At 63.1% G+C, this 21,032-nt stretch carries 16 protein-coding genes; 6 read left to right on the top strand and 10 right to left on the bottom strand.

Annotated features, from left to right (window positions below):
* The first annotated feature begins 194 nt into the window (after window positions 1-194).
* Together E4633_RS12995 and E4633_RS13000 are read left to right on the top strand one after the other, a co-directional pair.
* Window positions 195-1,961 carry an autotransporter assembly complex protein TamA gene (locus E4633_RS12995; RefSeq protein ID WP_246038109.1) on the top strand — a complete coding sequence of 589 codons (1,767 nt, stop codon included), beginning with the start codon at window positions 195-197 and terminating at the stop codon, window positions 1,959-1,961.
* Window positions 1,958-6,403, top strand: coding sequence for a translocation/assembly module TamB domain-containing protein (locus tag E4633_RS13000; RefSeq protein WP_135870693.1), 4,446 nt, complete (start codon window positions 1,958-1,960; stop codon window positions 6,401-6,403). Before E4633_RS12995 ends, E4633_RS13000 begins: the two co-directional genes overlap by 4 nt.
* Window positions 6,404-6,812: 409 nt before the next feature.
* On the opposite strand, the gene E4633_RS13005 is transcribed toward E4633_RS13000, so the two are convergent.
* Window positions 6,813-7,244 carry a hypothetical protein gene (locus E4633_RS13005; protein WP_135870694.1) on the bottom strand — a complete coding sequence of 144 codons (432 nt, stop codon included), beginning with the start codon at window positions 7,242-7,244 and terminating at the stop codon, window positions 6,813-6,815.
* Between the two features lie 135 nt (window positions 7,245-7,379).
* Window positions 7,380-7,868 (bottom strand): DUF6714 family protein, encoded by a 489-nt coding sequence (locus E4633_RS13010; RefSeq protein ID WP_135870695.1) that lies wholly within the window; start codon window positions 7,866-7,868, stop codon window positions 7,380-7,382.
* 1,120 nt (window positions 7,869-8,988) lie between these two features.
* Here E4633_RS13010 and E4633_RS13015 point away from each other — a divergent pair.
* On the top strand, window positions 8,989-11,277 hold the full coding sequence (locus E4633_RS13015; protein ID WP_135870696.1) for a hypothetical protein: 2,289 nt from the start codon (window positions 8,989-8,991) through the stop codon (window positions 11,275-11,277).
* A 69-nt stretch (window positions 11,278-11,346) separates the two neighbouring features.
* On the opposite strand, the gene E4633_RS13020 is transcribed toward E4633_RS13015, so the two are convergent.
* The 8 genes from E4633_RS13020 to E4633_RS13055 form a co-directional block, all read right to left on the bottom strand.
* A complete protein-coding gene (locus tag E4633_RS13020) occupies window positions 11,347-12,588 on the bottom strand; it encodes an MFS transporter (protein WP_135870697.1) in 1,242 nt (413 codons plus the stop codon).
* A 139-nt stretch (window positions 12,589-12,727) separates the two neighbouring features.
* A complete protein-coding gene (locus E4633_RS13025) occupies window positions 12,728-13,210 on the bottom strand; it encodes a nucleoside 2-deoxyribosyltransferase (protein ID WP_135870698.1) in 483 nt (160 codons plus the stop codon).
* A gap of 238 nt (window positions 13,211-13,448) precedes the next feature.
* Entirely contained in the window at window positions 13,449-13,847 is a 399-nt protein-coding gene (locus E4633_RS13030) for a hypothetical protein (RefSeq protein WP_135870699.1), read from the bottom strand.
* A gap of 122 nt (window positions 13,848-13,969) precedes the next feature.
* On the bottom strand, window positions 13,970-14,632 hold the full coding sequence (locus E4633_RS13035) for a carboxypeptidase-like regulatory domain-containing protein (protein ID WP_135870701.1): 663 nt from the start codon (window positions 14,630-14,632) through the stop codon (window positions 13,970-13,972).
* Window positions 14,633-14,652: 20 nt separating this feature from the next.
* A complete protein-coding gene (locus E4633_RS13040) occupies window positions 14,653-14,982 on the bottom strand; it encodes a hypothetical protein (RefSeq protein WP_135870703.1) in 330 nt (109 codons plus the stop codon).
* Complete coding sequence (locus E4633_RS13045; protein WP_135870705.1) at window positions 14,979-16,148, bottom strand: DUF819 family protein; 1,170 nt, start codon at window positions 16,146-16,148, stop codon at window positions 14,979-14,981. Before E4633_RS13045 ends, E4633_RS13040 begins: the two co-directional genes overlap by 4 nt.
* Window positions 16,145-17,254, bottom strand: a complete 1,110-nt coding sequence (locus E4633_RS13050; protein WP_135871594.1) for a dipeptide epimerase — start codon at window positions 17,252-17,254, stop codon at window positions 16,145-16,147. The genes E4633_RS13045 and E4633_RS13050 overlap by 4 nt, the downstream gene beginning before the upstream one ends.
* A gap of 41 nt (window positions 17,255-17,295) precedes the next feature.
* On the bottom strand, window positions 17,296-17,706 hold the full coding sequence (locus E4633_RS13055; protein WP_162604642.1) for a YbjN domain-containing protein: 411 nt from the start codon (window positions 17,704-17,706) through the stop codon (window positions 17,296-17,298).
* A 236-nt stretch (window positions 17,707-17,942) separates the two neighbouring features.
* On the opposite strand from E4633_RS13055, the gene E4633_RS13060 reads away from it, so the two are divergent.
* The 3 genes from E4633_RS13060 to E4633_RS13070 all read left to right on the top strand — a co-directional run bounded on the left by E4633_RS13060 (window position 17,943) and on the right by E4633_RS13070 (window position 21,027).
* The gene (locus E4633_RS13060; RefSeq protein WP_135870709.1) at window positions 17,943-18,407 is read left to right on the top strand and encodes a DoxX family protein; all 465 of its coding nucleotides are present in this window, start codon (window positions 17,943-17,945) and stop codon (window positions 18,405-18,407) included.
* A gap of 55 nt (window positions 18,408-18,462) precedes the next feature.
* The gene (locus E4633_RS13065; protein WP_246038111.1) at window positions 18,463-19,158 is read left to right on the top strand and encodes a MarC family protein; all 696 of its coding nucleotides are present in this window, start codon (window positions 18,463-18,465) and stop codon (window positions 19,156-19,158) included.
* A gap of 192 nt (window positions 19,159-19,350) precedes the next feature.
* Entirely contained in the window at window positions 19,351-21,027 is a 1,677-nt protein-coding gene (locus E4633_RS13070) for a sigma 54-interacting transcriptional regulator (protein ID WP_135870713.1), read from the top strand.
* The last annotated feature ends 5 nt before the right edge of the window (window positions 21,028-21,032 follow it).

The raw sequence follows: 21,032 nt of genomic DNA on the forward strand, positions 1-21,032 counted from the left end.
GCGTTTGCCGTCGCTGTCACCTCATTTCACCCCATGCCGCAGCCGCGCTTCCGGAAAAACGTCTTCAAGGACAACAGCGCAGATTTACATGGTAAACTTCATGGGTCCAAAATCCTAAGGTTAGCCGCCTCCCATCTATGTCAGCGCCTCGCGGCCCCAGTAGCCGCCGGCGCAGACCTATGACGTGGTGTCACATGCAGAGACCCCTTCCCACATACCTCGTGCTTGCCCTCGCTTTCTCCTGGAGCCTCACCCAGGCCGCGCCCGCGCGCGCCGCCGAGCCCGTCGAGGTGGAGATCTCCGGCGTCGAGGGGGACGCGCTGGAAAACGTGCGCCAGGCGCTTGCCCTGCCGCACGGTCTCGTGCGCGAGGGGAAGGTGGACCGGCTCTGGCTCGAGCGTTTCGCGCGCCAGGCGCCGGAAAAGGCGCGGGTGGCGCTGCAGCCCTACGGCTACTACCGCGCCCGGGTGACCGCCGCGGTGCAGGGGGGGGGTAAAGAGAAAAGCGTCCTGGCGGTGACGGTGGAGCCCGGCGAGCCGGTGCGTGTGGCCGAGGTCGAGGTAAGGCTCGAGGGGAGCGGAAGCAAGGAAAAGGCGCTCGCCCATCTGGTCACCTCCTTCCCGGTGCGCCGGGGCGAGGTGCTGTCCCAGCCCGACTACGAGCGGGGGAAGGGAGCCCTGCAGTCGCAGGCGCAGACGCTGGGTTACCTGGACGCCTCCTTTTCCCACCACGAGATCCGCATCTCCCCCGACCTCGCCACGGCCCGCGTCTTGCTCACCATGGAAACCGGCGTGCGCTACCGCTTCGACGGCGTGCGCATCGAGGGAGCCCCCGACTATCCGCAGGTCTTTTTAAAGCGCTTCGTCGCCTTCAAGGAGGGAGACCCCTTCTCCTACGCGAAACTCGGGGAGACCCAGTTGAACTTCGCCAACTCCGAGCGCTTCCGCCAGGTGGTGGTGACGCCGCAGCGCGAGGAGGCGAAGGATCAGAAGGTGCCGGTGCTCATCCGGCTCACCGCGGCGCCGCGCCGCACCCTGCGCCCCGGCGTCGGCTACGGCACCGATACTGGCGGCCGCTTCTCGGTGCGCTACCGCGACCTGAACCTCGCCCACGAAGGAAACGACCTCGATCTCAGCATCTACGTCGCCGAGAGGCTGCAGGGCTTTGCCGGCCGCTACACCATGCCGGACGAGACCGACCATCGCAGCTCGAGCGCGATACAGCTAAACCTGCAGCAGGAGGACGTCTCCACCTACCAAAGCCGCCTCGCCTCGTTGGAACTCGACCGCACCTTCGGCCTCGGGCGCGGCGAGCTCGCGACGGTTTACGTGAAGTTCCAGGAGGAGTTTTATACCGTCGGCACGGCGGACTCGCGCTCCCGCCTGGTGCTCCCGGGCTTTCGCTTCTCCAAGGAGCGCTTCAACGACATGATCCGCCCGACCATAGGCTACCGACTCTCCTTCGATGTGCGCGGGGCGCACCCCTATTTCGGCTCCGACGTAGGCCTTGCCCAGTTCATCGGCAACGGGAGCGTCCTGGTCCCGCTCCCCTGGCGTCTCACCTTCCACGCCCGGGGCAACGTGGGCTACAGCGTCCTCAACGACCCCTTCGCCGAGCTTCCCCCCTCGATCCGCTTCTTCGCCGGCGGCGACCAGAGCGTGCGCGGCTACGCCTACCAGAGCCTCGGTCCCAAGGACTCATCGGGCAAGGTGGTGGGTGGCAAGCACCTCCTGGTCGGGAGCATGGAGGTGGAGCGTGCGCTGTACAAAAACTGGGGCGTCTCCCTGTTCCATGACATTGGTAACGCCTTCAACGACTACGCGCGCATGGACCTGCACCAGGGGGCGGGGATAGGTGCGCACTACTACACGCCGGTGGGGGGGCTGAACCTTTACTTTGCGAAGCCCTTGAACGACTCCCGTCTTTTCCGCATCCATTTCACCGTGGGGTTCGAGTTTTGAAGCGCGTCGCACTCTACATAGCGGCCCCTGCGGTCGGCCTTTCCCTGCTTTTAGCCGGCGGGGCGGCCTGGCTCGTCTACACCAGTTCCGGGGCGCGTTTCGCCCTGGTCACCATCGCCGGGATCGGGGGGAAGGCGAGCGTGCAAAAGGTGGAGGGGCGCCTTCGCGACCGGCTCCTCGTCAAAGGACTGCGCCTCTCCCGTCGGAACCTAGTCGTCGAGGTGGAGCGTTTAGAGCTTTCCTGGGAGCCTGAGCAACTCTTCCGTGGTGAGCTTTTGGTGCACGATATAGGTGTATCCTCGGTGCGCATCCAGGACGACACCCCGCTTTCCGCCAAGGCCCCCGATCTCTCCTGGCCGCAGCCGAGTGCCATTTTGCGCCGCCTGGACGCCCGCGTGGAGCGCATCTCGGTAAAGGGGGTGCGCTACCGCCACCTGCAGAGTGAGCCGTTCGTGCTCAAAGAGCTTGCCGCGGGGATGACCCTGAAGGACGGCCTTTTGACCCTCTCGGCGGGGAGCCTCTCCCTGGAAAACGGCAAGGCGACCGGCTTTGTCGAGGCGGGGCTGCGGCAGCCGTCTTTGAGGCTCGACCTGCAACTCGCCCCGGCAACCCCCGTGGCCGACCTCGACGCCGTTTCGGTCAAGGCGCGCCTTGTTCCCGGTCGCGCGCCCGAGCAACTTGCCGGACCGGTGGAACTCGAGGGGAAAAGGGGAGGGACGCGCCGCCTGGAGGTGAATGCAGAGCTGGGCGTCACCGGTACCGGCTTCAACTTCAGGTCGCTGCGCCTCGTCCGTCCCGGGCGCCCGGGGACCCTCACCGGCAACGGGAGCATGACCCTCACCGCCTCGGAACCACTCTTCGCCCTGGCGCTTGCCGCCGACCATCTCGACCTCTCGAAGGAGCTCGACCGCCCCTCCGTTTTGAACGGCACGCTCAGCTTTTCCGGGACCCCCTCCGCCTATGCCGGCACCTTCGCGCTCTCCAACAAGGGGACCGGCTGGGAGAACATGGGACTAGCGGCAAACTACCGCGGCGGCAAGAGCGGCGTGCGCTTAGCGCCCCTTTCCGGCAACTGGCTGGAAGGAAGCGTGCGCGGCGCGCTCGATGTGGACTGGAGCCGCGGGTGGAAGGTGGCGGGGAACCTTTCCGGGCGCGGTCTCGATCCCTCGCGCCTTGCCGCGGAGTGGGACGGCAAGGTCAATCTCGACATAACCGGCTCTATCGGTCAGGCGGGCGACGGTCCCGTATCCGGGGCGCTCCAGGCGCACCTCTTACAAAGCAGGCTCAAGGGGCGCGAGCTCTCCGGCGAGCTGGAAGGGGGCTTTCAGGGGGCGCGCCTTGCCGTCAAACGCCTCCTTCTCGCCGGGCGGGGCTTCCGGTTCTCAGGCCACGGCGAGGTCGACCGGCGCTTCGATTTTGCCGCCGACGTGAGTGACATCTCCTCGCTGTTGCCGGGAAGCGCTGGGGCGCTCAAGACCGACGGCTGGCTGCGTTGGCGCGATGGGATGCTCTCCGGTGCGGCGGAGGGGACCGGGCGGAACCTCGCCGCAGGGGGCGCCACTGCCGGGGCTGTGCAGCTCTCCGCCACGCTGGACGAGGGGAAGGAACATCCGGTGAAGCTATCCGGGACGGCGTCGGCGCTCTCCGCCGCGGGGGTGCGTATCGACACGGCAAGCTTCGCCCTCGCAGGGACCGAGGCGCGGCACACCCTGGAGGCGCGCCTTGCCTCCCGGGGCGCCACCGCCGATTTCCTGGCCTCCGGCGGCTACGCCGACGGTACGTGGCGCGGCGAGCTCGCGCGCCTTACCGGAAACGACGGCGTCGGCCCCTTCGCCCTAGCTGCACCGGCACACTTAGTCGTCGGGAACGGGCGCTTCAGCACCACGCCGCTTGTCTTAAACGGCGCCCCCGGCGAGCGCGTCGAGCTCTCCGGAAGCATGGGCCGCGACCGTTCCGGCAAGCTCGTCGGCGTCTGGGAGCGCCTGAACCTCGCCCGCGCCAACGCGTGGCTCGCCGGGGGGGAGGTGGCCGGCGAGAGTTCCGGGAACCTGGAGCTCGCCCTATCTCCGGCGGGGGGACTCACCGTCACCGCGAGGGCCGAGGCCGCGGGATCCTTCGCAAGGGAAGGGAAAAGGGTGGCCTTCGAGCGCCTCCAGGCGACCTTGGACGGCGGGAGAAGCGGCATCGCCGCCGCCGTCGATCTCGCGCTGGAGAAGGGGGGCGGCACCGCCCGTCTCGGTTTCCGTTCCGACCGCCCCGCACGACTCGCGCTTCCCGACCGGGGCGAGATCTCGCTTTTGCTGACGAACCTGGACCTGGCGCTTTTGCGTCCCTTCCTCGCGACGGAAACGACCCTGGACGGCCGTCTGAACGCCGAGGCGCACGGGCGGCTGCTGCCGGGCGGGAAGCTGGACGTCGAGGGAAACACCGCGCTCACCGGCGGGGCCTTTAAGTGGCGCGACAAGGGGGACCAGTTCGATGCCTCGATCGACCGGGCCGGCCTCTCCTTCCGCTGGCTGAACGCAGCCGCCGCAGGGAAACGGGGAGGTGAGCTCGTCCTGCACGGCCGTGCCGAGGCGACCGGTGAGTACCGCTCGGAAGGGGAGAAGCTGATCGGCAGCCAGTTCACCATCGCCGTCGATGCGGACAAAAGCGGGACGAAGGGGGAGGCGCAGCTCTGGCTCGACACCGGGGGGAGCCTCACCGCGGCGCTCTCCTCGCCGTCCCCCGCCGGCACCGCACTCCCGGAGACCGGCGACGTCACCGTTCAGTGGAGCGGCATCAAGCCGGCCCTTTTGCGCCCATGGCTTCCCGGAGCGCTCGAACTGCAGGGTGAACTGGACGGGAACGCGAAAGGAAGGCTGCTCCCGGGAAGGCGCCTGGAGGCGGCAGGCGAGGCCCTCTTCACCCAGGGAAGCGCCACCTGGCAGGGGACAAACGGTGCGGCGAGCGCCGGCATCCGCACCGCCCGTTTCACCTTCGACTGGCGCGGCGACGCCCTCACCGGCGCCCTCGATCTCGCCCTTGCCGAATACGGCCAGGGGAAAGGGGAGTTCCGGCTCCCTGTGCCCGCCAGACTCCCGGTTACCCCCGATCAAAGCGGCGCGGTGAGCGGGAGCTTCGCCGGAAAGCTGCGTGAGCACGGCTTCCTCACTGCCCTTTTCCCCGGCCTGGTGCAGGAGAGCCGCGGCCTCATCGACGCCGATCTGAAAGTGGGAGGCGTCTGGGGCGATCCGACCGTGCAGGGGACCCTTCACCTCTCCGATGCCGGTGCCTACCTCCCGAGTGCCGGGATCACCCTGACCGGGGTCGAGCTCTCTGCGCGCCTGGAAAAGGACATGTTCCTCATCGAGCGGCTGCGCGCCGTCTCCGGCGGCGGCGAGCTGGTCGGCAACCTGAAGGCGCGGCTTGCTGGATGGGAGGTGCGTGACTTCCAGGGGACCCTGAGCGGTCAGCGCTTCCAGACCGTCTACCTTCCAGAGCTCACCATGTACACCTCGCCGCAGCTCACCTTCGAGGGAACCGGGACCCGCGCCACCTTGGCCGGTGAGATCGGCATTCCGGAGATGCTCGTGAGCGGCCCACCGGTGCAGAAGACGGTTACCCCGAGCGAGGACGTCGTCTTCGAGGGGGCGTTGCCCCAGGCGAAGCAGGCCGCGTTCCCGTTGCACCTCGAGGGGCGCGTGAAGGTGACGCTCGGGGACAAGGTGCGGGTGGAGGCCTCCGGGATCGACGCCCGGCTCGGCGGGAGCATGGATCTCGTCTTGAACGGGATCGACGACATCCAGAGTTCCGGCGAGATCAAGGTGGTGGAGGGGCGTTACCGTGCCTACGGCATGGACCTGCAGATTGTGCGCGGCAGGCTCTACTACGTGAACGACCCGGTGACCCGTCCGACCCTCGACGTCCTCGCCCTGCGTACGGTAGGCGACGTCAAGGCCGGCGTCACCGTCGGCGGCAGCCTGAAGACCCCGGTGGTCAAGCTCTACTCCGAGCCGACCATGCCCGAGGTGGACATTCTGGCGTACATGGTGCTCGGTCATCCGATGGGCGAGAGCGGCGAGCAGGGGGGGATGCTCGCCACCGCCGCCGCCTCGCTCTTCTCATTGGGTAAATCCGAGTCGCTGCAGGAGCAGATCAAGGACCGCCTCGGGCTGAGCACGATAGGTCTCGAGCGGGTCGACACATCGACTACCGGCCGCATGGGGTACAAGGAACTCCCCACCACCCCGGGCGGCGTGAAGCAGCCCACCGTCGGCGAGTCACTCTTCACCGTCGGCAAGTATCTCACCCCCAAGCTCTACCTGAGTTACGGTCGCTCCCTCATCACCGGCCAGAACCTTTTCCGGCTGCGCTACGACATCTTCAAGCGTCTGCAGATCGAGACCCAGAGCGGCTCCGAGTCCGGCGCGGACCTTTACTACAAGATGGAATTCAATTAGCCGGTTTATTTCGACTGTTTGACGTATAGAAATATTTTCTATATTTTTATGACGACAAAATACCGTTTTTCCAACTTCAGGATCACCTTGCGGGGACCTGGTCCACCCGCTTGGTTGGCAACTCGTCATCGTAAACTACTTAACACAACTTACCACTGTCCCCTCTGTCCTTGTCTCGCGCAGTCTGTCTCCACCCGTTCTTGTTGGGAATCGCTGCTATCCCGATTGTCCAAGTAATTTAGCTAAAGCATGGGCTAGCTGGACTGCTGGTTCATAGCTTTGGTCATTGCTGACCAACCATGGTGTAACCAACAATGCTCCATCCTGGTATTCAGCTGACATGCCCTCATGCTGCAAGAAAAATGTAGCGGCCTCGGGTCTCAGCATAGCCGCGAAAGTTCCCTCATCTTCAGAAAATATCTCGTACTATATCCAGAAGTGATTGGGGAAACGAAGCCTCATGGTCGCCGATCCCGAGCATGTCTCCAACCTCTTCCGTCAACGTTTTAGGTCTAAAGGTGAAGTTAGGGATCGCTAGATTCAGCGATGTCAGCAGAACGCCAAGAGTGATAGGCGAGTAACGGCTCCTAGAAATACTGAAGACGCACGTATTTATACCGTTTACCGCGCCAGCAAAGAACTGGGAAAGGTGGGGAGTGTTAACCCAAGACCCGAGTGCAGAAAATTTCCGATTGTTAAGTAATGCATCAAATTCACGCCTGGAGATGTCCCACAGCCCCAGGCCGCAGGTGATTTGTCCGGAAGGCACCTTTTTCTCGCACCACCAAAGGGTACCGATGACAAGCACCACAACTACAAGAATTAAGACAAACAGGCCCACTGTCTCACCGTTACATTCGTATTTTTGTCGTCCAACGGGCGGGCAGGTGAGCGGCGGAGCGGCAACGCTTCTACAAACATTTTTGACCTGTTACCGACCCGCGGAGTCCGACTCCACCTGACAGGTTGGAAGCGTTCATTGCTTATCGTATTTGGCCCATGCCTTTTCATAGGCAAGTGACGCCTGCCACGAATCAACGCACTTTTCACCGGCCTCTATAATCATAAACTTCAGAAAGGCTGCAATTGCCTCTCTTTGACTCTCGGTAAATATTTTCCAAACATCTTCCAACTCTTCTGGCTCCTTCTGCAAAGCATAAATGGCGGCGTCAACCGACGCAGAAGAGCTTGTGTTGAAGTTTTTGAGGGCGAAGACCATGTAAGCAGGCAAATTGAACCGCAATCCTTTTGGGTCCATAAAGCAGAGGGCCGAATAATTTTCTGCTATTACTTCCTCAGGGATCGTCTCCCAGTTCTGCCTATAATCGTTTTTTCTGGACTGTTCTCTTCTCTTGTCACTCACGCAGCCATCTATTGCGTCACTCTCGAGGATGCCTACTCCATCCTCAAGGGTCACATCTCGAAACGCTTTCTTTATTTGTTCTATAACGTCTAAGGAGTTCATCTTTCTTTCCTGTCAAACTCGTTATTGACCGGTTAGAAAAGTTGCCTATATAGGGTGCTGGTTACCTATATAAGTAACTTGTTCCTTATACAGGTAACATCCCTCGGCTACCTATATAAGCAACTTCCATGTTGGAGAAGGCCGCTTCGTCTCTAATACAGCAGGCCCCTTATAGTCCTGAGTGCCTCCGGCATCGGGCACAAATGCTGTCGGCAGGTTAACATGCACGGTTAGTTGTGATCAATGTAAATATTCTTCTTTTGGGCTGAAGAATTAGGTGGTTGTAACATCCTCTGAAAGGTCCTGGGGGGTAAGGCACGACCCAGTCAGGACCCATCCGTTCGCAGAGGTTAAAAGCCATGATGTCCATCTCACAAGGTATGAGCGCCGGGCACGCCGGAGGATACTTCTCCAGGGAGGACTACTACCTGCGCGGCCATACTCTGGCGGTGAACTCGTCGTGGGTTGGTAGTGGAAACAGGGCGGTTGGGCGTGAGGCGGCGGGCCCCGCCTCACGCGGGTCGGTACAAAATTGCAACGTCCGCGTGCTAACCTGAAACGCGCCCGTTGTAGTTTGCAACGCGGACAAACCAAGTCTCCACACGGTTGTGGAAACTTGCAATGCGAACGTACCAGCTTGAAATGCCGTCGTGGAAACCAGCAATGCGGAGGTATTAACTTAAAACGCGTCCGTGAAAACTTGCAACGTGGACATACTAACTTGAAACATGCTCATGGAAACTTTCAACATGGACGTACTAACTTACAACGCGGGCATGGGAATTATAAACGCGCGCGTGCAAGCCTGAACCCTGCCCGTGTCAGTCTGAAACGCGGACAGGTCATCAGGAACGCCTCCGTGCAAATCGGCAACGTGCACGCCTGGGGGATGGTATGGTGCGGAGGTAGCGAACTTGAGTTCATTCTGCGCGAGGAACTCAGGGAGCCGCAAAAGACGCGGGTGACAGTGCGCGCCGCCCCGATGGACCGCCGCACGGGAAAAGTGGCTTTGACATAAAAGGGGGATATCTATATAGTGCGATAAAAATCGGCGGCACATGAGTTGTTATTGTCAGGAGATGCTATGCACCGTTTCCCGCCCCGCACTACCGGATGCCCGTTGTTCCTCAGAGTCTTTCTCACCTGCGTGACCCTAGTCGCCTTCCTGCTGGTCTCAGACCTCAACACCCAGGCCGTTGCCGCCCACCCGGCAAACGTCTCCGTCGACATCTCGAGCCTTGTTTCCTTCCTCGGCACGCTGAGCACGGACGAAAAGGACGAGCAGGTGCGCGACTGGGCAGCTTACGGCCTGAAAAACGAGCTCGGCGTATCGACGGGGGAAGAGATCCCCATCCGCCACCCGTCGCTCAACGAAACCGCCCCGGGGGAGGTGTCGAAGGGAAGGGTGTTCGCGGTCTCCGACAAGGAGTGGGCGGTACTCATACCCAGGGAGAAACGCGGTGACAAGCCGCTCATCGGCTCCCTCATCGACAAACGCTACGCGAAGAGCAACGTCCTCCCCGAGAAGATCTCCGTCTTCACCTACGCGCTTCCCGATGGGGCATCGAGCCTTGACATCTCCTTCGAGAAGAGCCTCGATACCGCCGCCGTCTTTACCGCCGAGTACGGTTACAGCACCGCCTCCGTTTCCAACCTTCCCGAGCTCAGGAAGTTTCTCAAGAACGCCGACGACGTGGTCATGGTGCAGTGGGGCCCGGGCGCCCTGCTCATAGGCGCACGCTCCTACGGGCACGACGCGCGCCGCGCGGTGACGGTGGAAGAGATCGCTGCGCTCTACCAGGCCTACATCGCACCGGGGAGCCCCGCCAAAATCGGCTTCTCCCTCGACCTCGACATGGACTACGGCGCGTTCGCCTCCGATTTGGAAGAGTTCGTCCGAACCTCGCCGCTCATGCGGAACCCGGGCTTTGTCGGTGCCTCCGCCTCGGACCTCGGCACCGTCGCGCAGCGCGTCAGGATGACGAGGAGCGATGCCCCTCTCGTGGCGCTCTTGCGTGCCCTTTCGGCATCGGGGAGCGACGCGGACATGCGCGTCTTCTCAGCCATTTACAGCATCCAGCAGTACCACACCTACCAGAAGGCGCGCTACGACGGGAACCTGCAGGGGACGCAGGCCGGCATGATGCTCTTTTACACCGACCTCCTTGCCAAGATGTGGGCCATGGACTACGCGGGGAGCTCGCCGAAACTCGCTATCAAGGGGTTCCGCCCCATGACGGAGATCCTGATTCCGAAACTCTACTGGCAGGGGTACGGCCGGGCGGCCAACACGAGGCTCTGGTTCGGCCTCAAGCAGGACGCCTTCGAGGTGTACGGGAACAAGACCCTGTTCCAGCCGACGGCGACCAGGGTCTACGCCGCCTCCTCGAATATGCTGACGCCGGGCAAGGAGGAGACCGCCCCGAACTACCAGAGCAAGGAGTTTCTCGGATGGTGGGACCGGCATTACGATGCCTTCGCCGACTACGAGCCCGCATATCACAGGCTGAACCAGATCCAGAAGTGGAGCTGCATCATCCTGATGCTCAAGGTGAGCGGCCTGCACCAGCTCGATTTCCTCCTTGACCTTCCGGTGCGGCGGGACATCGACTTCGAGCAGTGGAGCCGGGACGTAGAGCGGCTTCAGGGCGCGGTTTCCCTCCCGTTTCTCGACAAGGAGAAACTGGGGCGTCGCACCGAGTGCCTCTCCCTGCTTCAATCGAAGCCCCACCCCTTCCTCGGAGGGTACGGCATGATCAGCGGCGGCATCACCCTGGCGACCCAGGCGGACATCCTGGCGAAGATGAAGGTGAACGGGGCGGGGCCGTCGGCCGCGAGCCCGGTGGTAAACGGGCTTCCCTTCCCCGTCGGCGGAGCATTGCAGAAAGGGACGATGACGACCGGTGGAACGCCGGCGCCCGCAGCGGAGAGCGTGCCGCAAACGGGTAAGCCGGCTGCGGAGCCCCTGCCGGCCCAGCCTGCCAAGCCTGCTGTGGTGGGCGCATCGGCAGTACCGTTGCAGGACAAGGAGAATGGCGCGGGGAAAGGGAAGAAACAGGCGCTACGACTTGCGTGGGAAAAGAGCCCGGAGCTCGAAGCGGTCGGCCTGGTAACGGCGCTGGCAAACGCGCAGCAGCCATCGGCTTCGTCAGGCAAGGGAGAGGCCGTTTTCAAGGCGATTCCCACGATCCAGTCGGTGGTCCGGGTGAAGGAGTGGGACACCTACCTGGTCAAGCTCGCCACCGTAAAGGAGATGTGGATCTATCTCAGCATCAACCCGGCGCAGGTGGACGATTACCCCGCCAAGGCCGCCGGCTCCTTCAAGGAGGCGGACATCTTTTGCGCCAAGTTGATTAGCGCGGCCGAAGCCGACAGGCTTGCCCAGGGTAAGGTAGTGCTAGGGAAATAGCGCGGCTCGGCGGAATGAGAAGGGGAGTACGTCACGTAACGGTGTGGCAAGAAGGGGCGGTCCGGGTGATTATCGGGCCGCCCCAGTTTTTTCCGGAGCGGAGACGACGGTGCGGTACAGGCAGAAGAAAAGGAGCGCCATCACGAAGGTCGCGGCGCCGGTCACCATGAAGCCGAAGGAAAAGCTGGTTCTCTTGATCACTATCCCCATGGTTGCAGAACTGAGCATCATGCCGAGGTAGACGCAGCTGTTGTAGAGACCCAGGCCCAGCCCGCGCTGTTTTGGAGGGGTGACCACCACGACGAGCGAGCTGAGTGCGGTGAAGCAGACCCCCATGCCTGCCCCGAGGAGGCAGGCGCAGGCGATGAGCGCGGCCATCCCTTGGGCGGGACCGGTGAGCATGACGGCGACGGCGCAGACGATGAGGCCGGTGCCGGACATGAGGCCGCGGTCGACCCGGTCGCTCAGACGGCCGAACGGGATGCGTAGCAGCACGTTCATGAGGGCCTGGGCAGCGAAAACGATGCCGATCTCCCCAACGTTGAGCCCCTGGGCGCGGGCGTGCAGCGGGAGAAAGGAAATGAACATGCCGAAGCCGAAGCACCCCCCGAGGGTCCCTACGAGGGCGGCCATGAGCCTGCGGTTCGAGAAGACGCCGGAGAGGTGTTCCGGGTGCTCGTCGGCGTGGGCGTGGTGTTCCTCCCCTTGGCCCGGGCGGAAGAAGAGGACCGCCGCCAGCGCGAGCAGGATCAATCCCCCCGACACGAAGAAGACCTCCCGAATGCCGATGATGCGGCCGAACCAGCCGCCGCTCGCCGGACCTATGGTCATGGCAAGGTAGACCGCGGTGGTGTACCAGCTGTAGGCGCGACCGACGTGGGAGCGCGGGACCACCTTTGCCACCGACGACATCATGGTCGGGGTGAAGGCTGAAAGCCCCATGCCGAAGACGAGGTAGATGGCGCCGAGCAGAAGGGGGGTGCCGCAGAAGGGGATGAGAAGGGACGAGCAGCTCATGAGGGCGAGCCCGGTGAGCAGCACCGGTCGGATGCCGATGCGGTCCGACAAGAGCCCGGCGGGAACGGCGAGGATGCCGGCCGAGAGCATGAAGGCGGCGTTGATGAGGCCGATTTCCGTGGTGCCGGCGCCGATGCCGCTGGCTAAAAGCGGCAGCACCGGGATGCGCATGTAGGCGCCCAGAAAGCAGATGAAGCCGATTAGGCAACAGGTGAGGACCTGCAGGGTGTGCCGGTGTCGGGGTGGTGCGTACTGTGCGGCGAGCTCTTCGCCATTAATATCGGTGTCGTTCATGATCGGGCAAAACTAGCCGCAACGCCCGCCGCTGTCAATATGAAACCCGCCGGGAGCCGATTACGACTGACACCAACGTGTCTGTTATCGCAACGCCCTCACCCCGGCCCTCTCCCGGAGGAGAGGGGGACGTACCGACTTAGGAGGGGTGCAGCTCGATCTCCTCGATGCTGCGGAAGAGCCGGCCGCCGCTTTCCTCGATGAAATAGATCACCTGCAGGTTGAGCGGCACGCCCGGGAAATCACCGCAGTCCCTGAAGTCGGTGCGCAGGCCGAAGCACCGCTTTCCGATCCCCGCGCCGTAACCCACCTCGGCGACGGTCCCGCTGTCCGGTTCGGTCCCATCGAGAACCGCAAGCACCAGGTCGGCCCCCTTCAGACCCTGCGCGTTCACACCCCCGGTGAAGGAGGCCGCCTCCTTGATGGCGGCCGCGCGGCGCGGTCCTTCCTCGATGGAGAGCGCTGCCTCGATCCGTTTTGCCACCTCCTCTTGCTCCCACGGGTCGAAGATCTCGCAGTTAAGCGCTCTCAGGCGCTCCTTGATCCGTTCGCGGTAGGGGGTGTTCTCGCGGCTGAAGCCAAGCGGGGAGGCGAGGTAAACCTTTATTTTCTGGTCTGGCATGACATCTCCTGAAAGTGGGGGAGGAGACTGGCTCCGCAGGTGCCTGTCCCCTTAGGCGGCCAGCCAAAGGCAAATCCCCCCTGTCCCCCCTTCGCAAAGGGGGGGACGCTGGGCTCGGGCAGAGCTTCGTGGACAGCCGTAGTCCGCCGGAATTCCCCTTACATCCTTTCATAGGGAGGACGCCTGGGCTCGGGCGGTGCCTCGTGGGAGCGCAACTTTGGAGCTGGGATGCTATCGACTAGCCGCGGTGGGTGTCCTTTGCGCGGTCGTAGACCCTGGCGCCTCGGATGCGGTCATCGCCGATCTTGTTTTCCAGGTCGTGACGTTCCACTTTCTTGTTCACCACGAGTTCCTCGTATCCCATGTAGCCGGACTTCGCGAGGTCGGCGACGATCTGGACGAACTGCTCCTTGTCGTTTGGGGAGAGTTTGTGGAAGGCGTCGAAACGGTTCGATGCACCGAGATTGAAGAAGTTGTCTACCGCGGTGAAGACATCCTGAGAGGTGGAGATGTTGACCTGATCGGCATCGGCGGTGGCGTTCGCGCCGCCGTCTTTCTTAGGGGAAGGCTTGGCTGAACCGGTGTCGGTGGTGGAACCCAGAATCATCGCCTTGTACGCCGCTAACGCTGAAATCATGCCATCACCTCCTGTCATAAGGCCGAAAACATTCTACCTGATAGTGACGGGACAAGCGAGTGAAACTCTTTGTAAGTCCTGCAGAAGGAACAAATGGCGCTATGACAGCGGCCCCGCCTTTATCACTTCTCTCTTTTCACCTCGTTGAGCAGGATGCTGCGCATCTGGTATGGATCGATCTCCGGTTCCCCCAGTTCGCGTTTCTCCTCGTTGATCAGCCTGGTGAGCTTTTTCTGCCTCCCCAGGTGATCCAACTTGTCGGGAAGTGATGGCATGTTTCTCAGCCGCTCGTCCTTCGTTTCCAGCTTGGGAAGCCCGACGACGCCGGAAGGGAAGAGCCTGATCTTGTACTTCCCGCTTAAAACGGGATCGTCCCAGGGAGAGAGCTCCTTTTCCGATTTCGTCCGGCCGGTGAACAGGCTTTTGAGCGGAAGGGTGACGCTCGCGTATCCCGGCTTGTAGATCAGGAAGGTGGTTCGGTCGCTCTGGGTGAACGGCAGGGCGAGAACCGTGGTGTAGGAGGGGATGTGGAACTTTCCCTCCCGGTCGGTGAGCACCTCTTTCACGTTGATCACCGATGACGACTGCCCCTTGCTCGCTCCCAGCGCACGTTTGTTGTACACGGCGACCACCACGGCCCCCTCGATGGGCTTTCCGGTCGCGATGTCGATCACCTTCCCGTCGAAGGATGGCTCGTGGTACATCGGCCAGACGGCCTCGGAAGGCGCCGCCCCAAGTAAGAGCAGCGCGCATGCCGCGCATATCACCGCCACTAGCTTGATCATCCCGCCTGTCAATCCTCCATTCACAACAGCATGAAGACGGCCGCCCAACCGGCAAGCATCACCAGCGGCGGCAGTATCACGTCCGGCACGAGGTTTATCCAGTACTCCCGTTTAGACGCGTAAAATTCGCGCTGTCTGCTGAAAACGGCCAGCAGCACCGCGGCGACCCAAAGCAGGAAGAACAGCATGACGCCCAGCCCCACGATGCTGTTCCAGAAGGCGAAACGGTCCAGGTCGCCGACGCCGCTTTTGTTCATGGCAATGTCGGCCGCCCTTGCCGCGGCCAGGGACGCGATGACGCAGGCCATCTCCCCCGTGCAAAGTGCCAGTTTCAGTCGGCGCAGGTTCATGGTGCGAGCCTCCTGCACATCTGCGCGCACAAAATGCCTAGCCAGGTACCGACGATGTTGCCGAGGATGGCGAGGAGCAATCCGACCGAGGCGAGCCCGGGATGGTACACCTCGGCGACCACGGGGGCGGAGGCGACCCCTCCCACGTTTGCCTGGCTTGCGGCGGCGACGAGGAACATGGGGGCTTTCAGCAACCGCGCCCCCACCACGAGGAACACGGCGTGCACCGCGACGATCAAAAGTCCGGCGGCGATGAGGACGAGTGCCGAGCCGACGCTGGCCACCGAGGCCTTGGCGCCGATGGCGGTCAGCACGAAGTAGAGGAGGTCGTAGCCGGTGCGTGAGGCGCCGGCGCGCTCAAGCTTGCGAAGCGGCGAAAAGGAGAGCGCTATGCCGAATAGGGTGACCACGATGATGGTCCAGGTGTAAGAGGTGATCACGTCCTGAACCTTAGGGAGCAGTTCAGCGATCATGTGCGCTCCCCATCCCCCGGTAAGCGCCACCGCGAGGGAGAGGACGACCCCTCCGACGGTGCGGCGCCCGCCGCTCGAGGCAAGATGCTGCGCCGCCTGCTCGCCCAGGTGTTCCAGGATGCCGCGTTCGGAGCGGTTCCAGCGGTCAAAGGCGGGCTGCAGCCCGACGATGGCGATCATGAAGCCCATCCAGAGATAGGGGACCACGGTGTCCACGATCACCATCGGGGCGAAGACGGCATCGGGGACGGCAAGCGCCTCCTTCACCGCGATCATGTTGGCGCTCCCCCCGGTCCAGGAGGCGGAAAGGGCGCCGAAGCCGGACCAGAACTGCGCACCGATGAGGGGGCGAAAGAGCGAGAAGGAGAGGACGGCTCCCGCCATGATGCCGGCGGCGCCGATGAAGAACATGGCAAGGGCGATCGGCCCCAGGCGCAGGATGGCGCCGATGTCCACCGGCAAAAGGAGCAGAACGAGGCTTGCCGGCAACAGCCAGGTGGTGATGAGGCCGTAGACCGGGCTCTTCGTCGCGATGAGGCCGAAGGTGGCCGAAAGCATCGGGATGAAGTAGATCCAGAACACCGCCGGAAGGAGGTCGAAGAAGCGTGCCGTCCGCTCGTGCCGCGACAGGGTGAGGATCACCGCCTCGATGGCGACGAGGACCGCGACGATGAGGACCGGGTTCTCGATCATGGGAACTCGGGCTCCACGCCGATCCCCGGGCCGGCGGCCTCCAGGTCGAACCGGCCGGTTGCGTCGAGGTAGGGGGAGTGACCCATCTCGCCGCTCAGGAAGAAGGTGGTGTCTAGGTCGATGAAGTCGATGCAGCCAAGCCCCGCCGCGAAGTGGGCCGATGCGGTGATGGCGAGCGAGCTCTCCATCATCGCCCCGAGCATGAGCCGCTTGCCGCTTTCCACGGCGAGACGGGCGATCTCGGCGCCGTCCAGGATGCCGCTTTTCATGAACTTTATGTTGATGGCGCTCACCGCGTTCATCTCTATGGCGCGTCTTGCCGCGGCGACGGAACCGACGCTTTCATCGGCGCAGACGAGGATGTCGCTTCCCTCGAGCGCCTTCGTTATCGTGCAAAGCCCTTCCCAGTCCTCTTTGGGGACCGGCTGCTCAAGAAGTGCCGGGCGGGCCCCTCCGGCGTCGAGCCGTTCCAGGAAGGCGAGCATGCGCGTCGCGTTGAAACCCATGTTGGCGTCCAGGACGATCTCGCACCCGGGGGCCGCCTCCCGCACAGCGAGCACCCTTTGAAGGTCGATACTCTCGTCGGCGCCGACCTTGATCTTGAAGGTCTTAAAACCGCGCTGCGCGAAGTCGAGCGCCGTTTGCCGCGCCTGCTCGACGGTCCCGATCACCACGGTTATGTCCGTAGCGAAGGAGAAGACCGGCGCGTTCTGGGCGAGCGGCGTGAAGAGCCGGTGGAAGGGGATACCCTGCAGGCGGGCGCTCAGGTCCAAAACCGCCATCTCGAGCGCGGCAAGACCGGCGTGGTTGCCGGCGAAGGCCGGGGCGAACTCGCGGCAGACCGCGACGGGGTCGCTGATCCTGCGGCCGCGCAGGGCGTGCGCCGCGCTTTGCAGGCTGTCCAGGGTGTCGGCTACCGTCTCGCCGGTTATGTGCGTGGCTACCGCCGCCTCGCCGTAGCCGCAGGTCCCGTCACCGGCGCACAGCCTCAAAAAGACGTTTTCCAGCTCGTCGTGCTGGCCTGTTGCGATGCGAAACGGCGTGACAAGCGGCGCCCGGATGATCGAAGCAACCGCGTCGTCGATAACAAAGGATACTTTCTCCATCAACAGTTCCTCCGGGGGAGATAGGACCTCATTTCATTGCACTACTGCAGCACCTTCAGGAGACGGGGATGTTCCTCCTGCATCGCCCGGAACACGAGGGCGATCATGTCCACGATTACTTCGCTGGAGAAGTTGTCGTGGAAGGGAACCACCACCTGGACCGATACTGCGTTGCCCGTCTCGACGAACTTCACCATGGTGTACTCGGCGTTCAGCGTGTTGAGCATCTCCAGCACGGCCGGTTTCTTCTCTTCCGGGAAGGTGAGGTACTTAAAGCAGATAAGGGTGACATAGCGGTCGCTGTCATTGAAAAGCGCCATGAGGGAAACCGCCCCGATCCCATCCACTTTTTCGGGGACGACGAACACGGTGTTGTCTTCGTGGGTGTTCCTGTCGAGGACGATCCCCTGTTTTTTCAGGGCTTCCTCGAACGCCGAGGCGTTTTGTGCCATGGTTTCCTCCTGAGAGCGCATTTTGTCGATGGAAATATATGTGAATATTTATGTGTTGTAAATTAAAAAGCAACAGTTTCGGCCGGAGAAAACCGCACTGGTGGCGGTTCTGCGTCGAAATTGCCGTAAACGGCGCTTGCGCAGGTGTGGCACGTTGATATCATTGGCTGGTTTGCACCGGCTTGAGGGGAGGGGGCGGGTGCCCCATCCACCGCGCCCGGCCCGAAGGAGGCCATATGTTGAGGAAGCTTCTGGCGACAGAACCGACGTCTAGTCTCACCGTTTTGAGGATCTTTCTTGCCGTGGTGATCTTCCCGCACGGTGCCCAGAAGGTGTTCGGCTGGTTCGGCGGACCGGGGTTTTCCGGCACCATGGAGATGTTCACCCACACCATGGGGATCCCCTACCTTTTCGCGCTGTTAGCCGTCCTCGCCGAGTTCTTGGGCCCGCTGCTGCTCGTGGCCGGGCTGCTCACGAGGCTTGCCGCTCTGGTCATGGGGGGCGAGATCGCGGTCGCGGCGTCCCTCGTTCATCTGCACAACGGTTTCTTCATGAACTGGGGGGGCAAACAGGCCGGGGAGGGGTTCGAGTACCACATCCTGGTCGTCGGCATCTGCCTTGCCCTTGTGATCGCCGGCGGCGGGAGGTTCTCCCTCGACCGCGTCATCTCGCAGCGCGTGACCCCTTCCGGGGGTGCATGATCATCCCCTCCCGCACCTCCCTTGGCCTTAAGGGGAGGGCAGACAGGAAAAAGTGATGCAACACAGCCTGGACCAGCTGGCGGTCTTCATCGTCCAGCTTTTCGTCATCGTAGATCCGCTGGCCGCGGTCCCGATCTTTCTCGCCATCACCTCCCACCACAACAGGGGGGAGCGCCGGGCAATCGCCAGGCGCGGCTGCCTCATCGGTTATTTCGTCATCGTCCTCTTCATCATCGCCGGGCCGGCCCTGCTCGACTACTTCGGCATCGGCCGCTCGGCGGTCCTCATCAGCGGCGGGCTCCTGCTCTTCGTGATCGCCCTCGAACTCCTCTACGGTAACCCCACCGGGACCCAGACCAGCAGCAGCGAGGAACGGCTCGCCGAGAAGAAGGAGGACGTTTCGGTGACCCCGCTCGCCATCCCGCTCCTGGCGGGCCCCGGAGCCATCGTCACCTGTCTCGTTTTTGCAAGCCAGGCTCCAGATCTCTTATCCATCCTCCTTTTTGCCGCCGGTGCCTTCGTCGTCTTTTTCTGCGCCTACCTGCTGCTGCACTGGGCCGACGAGCTCGCCCGCGTCCTTGGCGTCCTCGGGATGAAGGTCGCGGTCAGGATCATCGGCCTCGTCCTCGCCTTCATTGCGGTCCAGTACGTCATCAACGGCATCACCGAACTCTGGCCCGCGGTGCGGATGCACGCTCCGGCCGCGAAGACTTCGGCTCTGGTCCATCGGTATCCTTCCCTGCACCTTTGAACAGCCGCTTCCCGGGTCGCCCCCCCCTGCGTCGGACCTCTCACCGCCACGGTTGAGAGGATGCTAAAGTGGCCGTCGTCCCTTACCGATGAGTGTTTCAACCGCACCACGTGCGGAAGACCCTGACGTAGGCTCCAGGCCGGGCTCCCCGCTGTGATTACTGCGGGCCCGCTGGAGCGGCGCGGAGGCAATGTGACTGCACAGGTGTTGCTTGTCGATGACGAGCCCGGTATCCGTACGACGCTCGCCAGGTTCCTGGAGGAGCTCGGCTGTTTCGTGACCCAGGCGGGCGACCCCGGCGAAGCCCTCTCCCTTTTGAACGCCTTCGAATACGACCTGGTCTTGACCGACATCGTCATGCCAAACGGCTCGGGGCTCGATGTGCTGCGCTTTGTCAGCAGCCGGGAGAACCCCTGCCCGGTGGTCATGATCACGGGCTCCCCCATGGTGGAAAGCGCCTCGGAGGCGCTGAGACTCGGGGCCTTCGACTACATCTCGAAGCCGGTGCACAGGGAGCAGATCGTCCACGTGGCACGACGCGCCCTGGAGTTCAGGAGGGTGACGCAGGAAAACGAGCGTTCCCGCAGCGACCTCGAGGCCATCTTCACCAGCGTCCAGGACGCCATCATCTCGGTGGACCGGGACCTGAAGGTCCTGAACTTCAACAGCTCCGCCGCAGCGATCTGCGGGTTGGACGCGTCCGCTGCGGGGACCACCTTCTACGACCTCCCCCTTAAGTGCGACAGGAAGTGCCGGGGCGCCCTGGAGACCGCCATCCACACTAAAAAGCCGGTGGAGACACGCTACTTCAAGTGCGGGGGCGCCGGTTGCGACCGGTACGTGAGCGTGTCGGTCACCCCGCGTCGGCTCACCGGGCGCCGGGTGGACGGCGCGGTCATCGTGGTCCGGGACGAGACCCCCCTCTACCGGCTGGAAAAAAGGCAGCAGCCGCGCACCTCTTTTTCCGGTCTGATCGGGAAGAGCGCACCGATGCAGATGCTCTACTCCATGATCGACCGCCTGGCCGGAGTCCCCTCCACGGTGCTGATCCGCGGCGAGAACGGTACCGGCAAGGAGCTGATCGCCGCGGCGCTGCACGAAAACGGCGGGCGCCAGGGGCTCCCTTTCATAAAGGTTAACTGTGCCGCCCTCACCGAGACGCTTTTGGAGAGCGAGCTTTTCGGGCACGTGCGGGGTGCCTTCACCGGCGCCCTGCGCGACAAGGCCGGGCTCTTCGAGAAGGCCGACGGCGGGACACTTTTCCTGGACGAGATCGGCGAGATATCGCCGCAGATGCAGGTGAAGCTTTTGCGGGTGCTGCAGGAGCGGGAACTCGTCAAGGTGGGGGGGGCGGCGCCGGTCAAGGTCGACGTCCGTATCATCGCCGCGACGAACCGCGACCTTGCGCGGGACGTTGAGGAGGGGAGGTTCCGCCAGGACCTATACTACCGCCTGAAGGTTGTGGAGCTTGTCGTGGCGCCGTTACGGGAGCGCCCGGAGGATCTGCCGCTTCTGGTGGAGCACTTCGTGGGGAAGCTGAACGCGAAACTCGCGCGCGCCATAGGCGGCGTCTCCGAGGAGACGCTGCGCCTTCTTGCCCGCTACCCTTGGCCCGGCAACGTGCGCGAGCTGGAGCACGCCCTGGAGCATGCCTTCATCATGTGCCCGACGAGGATGATCCTTCCCGAGCATCTTCCGGCGCTTTTTCATGCCGCAGCCGGAGAGGGACGCTCCATGAAGGAACGCATCATCGAGGCCCTTGCGCATCACGCCGGCAACAAGTCGCGCGTCGCCCGCGCCCTCAACATCGATCGCAAGACCTTGTACCGGAAGATGCGCGAACTTGGCATCCCGGATGCCCCTGCCTGACCCTC

The sequence above is a fragment of the Geomonas terrae genome (assembly GCF_004791675.1).
Classification (GTDB): Bacteria; Desulfobacterota; Desulfuromonadia; order Geobacterales; family Geobacteraceae; genus Geomonas; species Geomonas edaphica.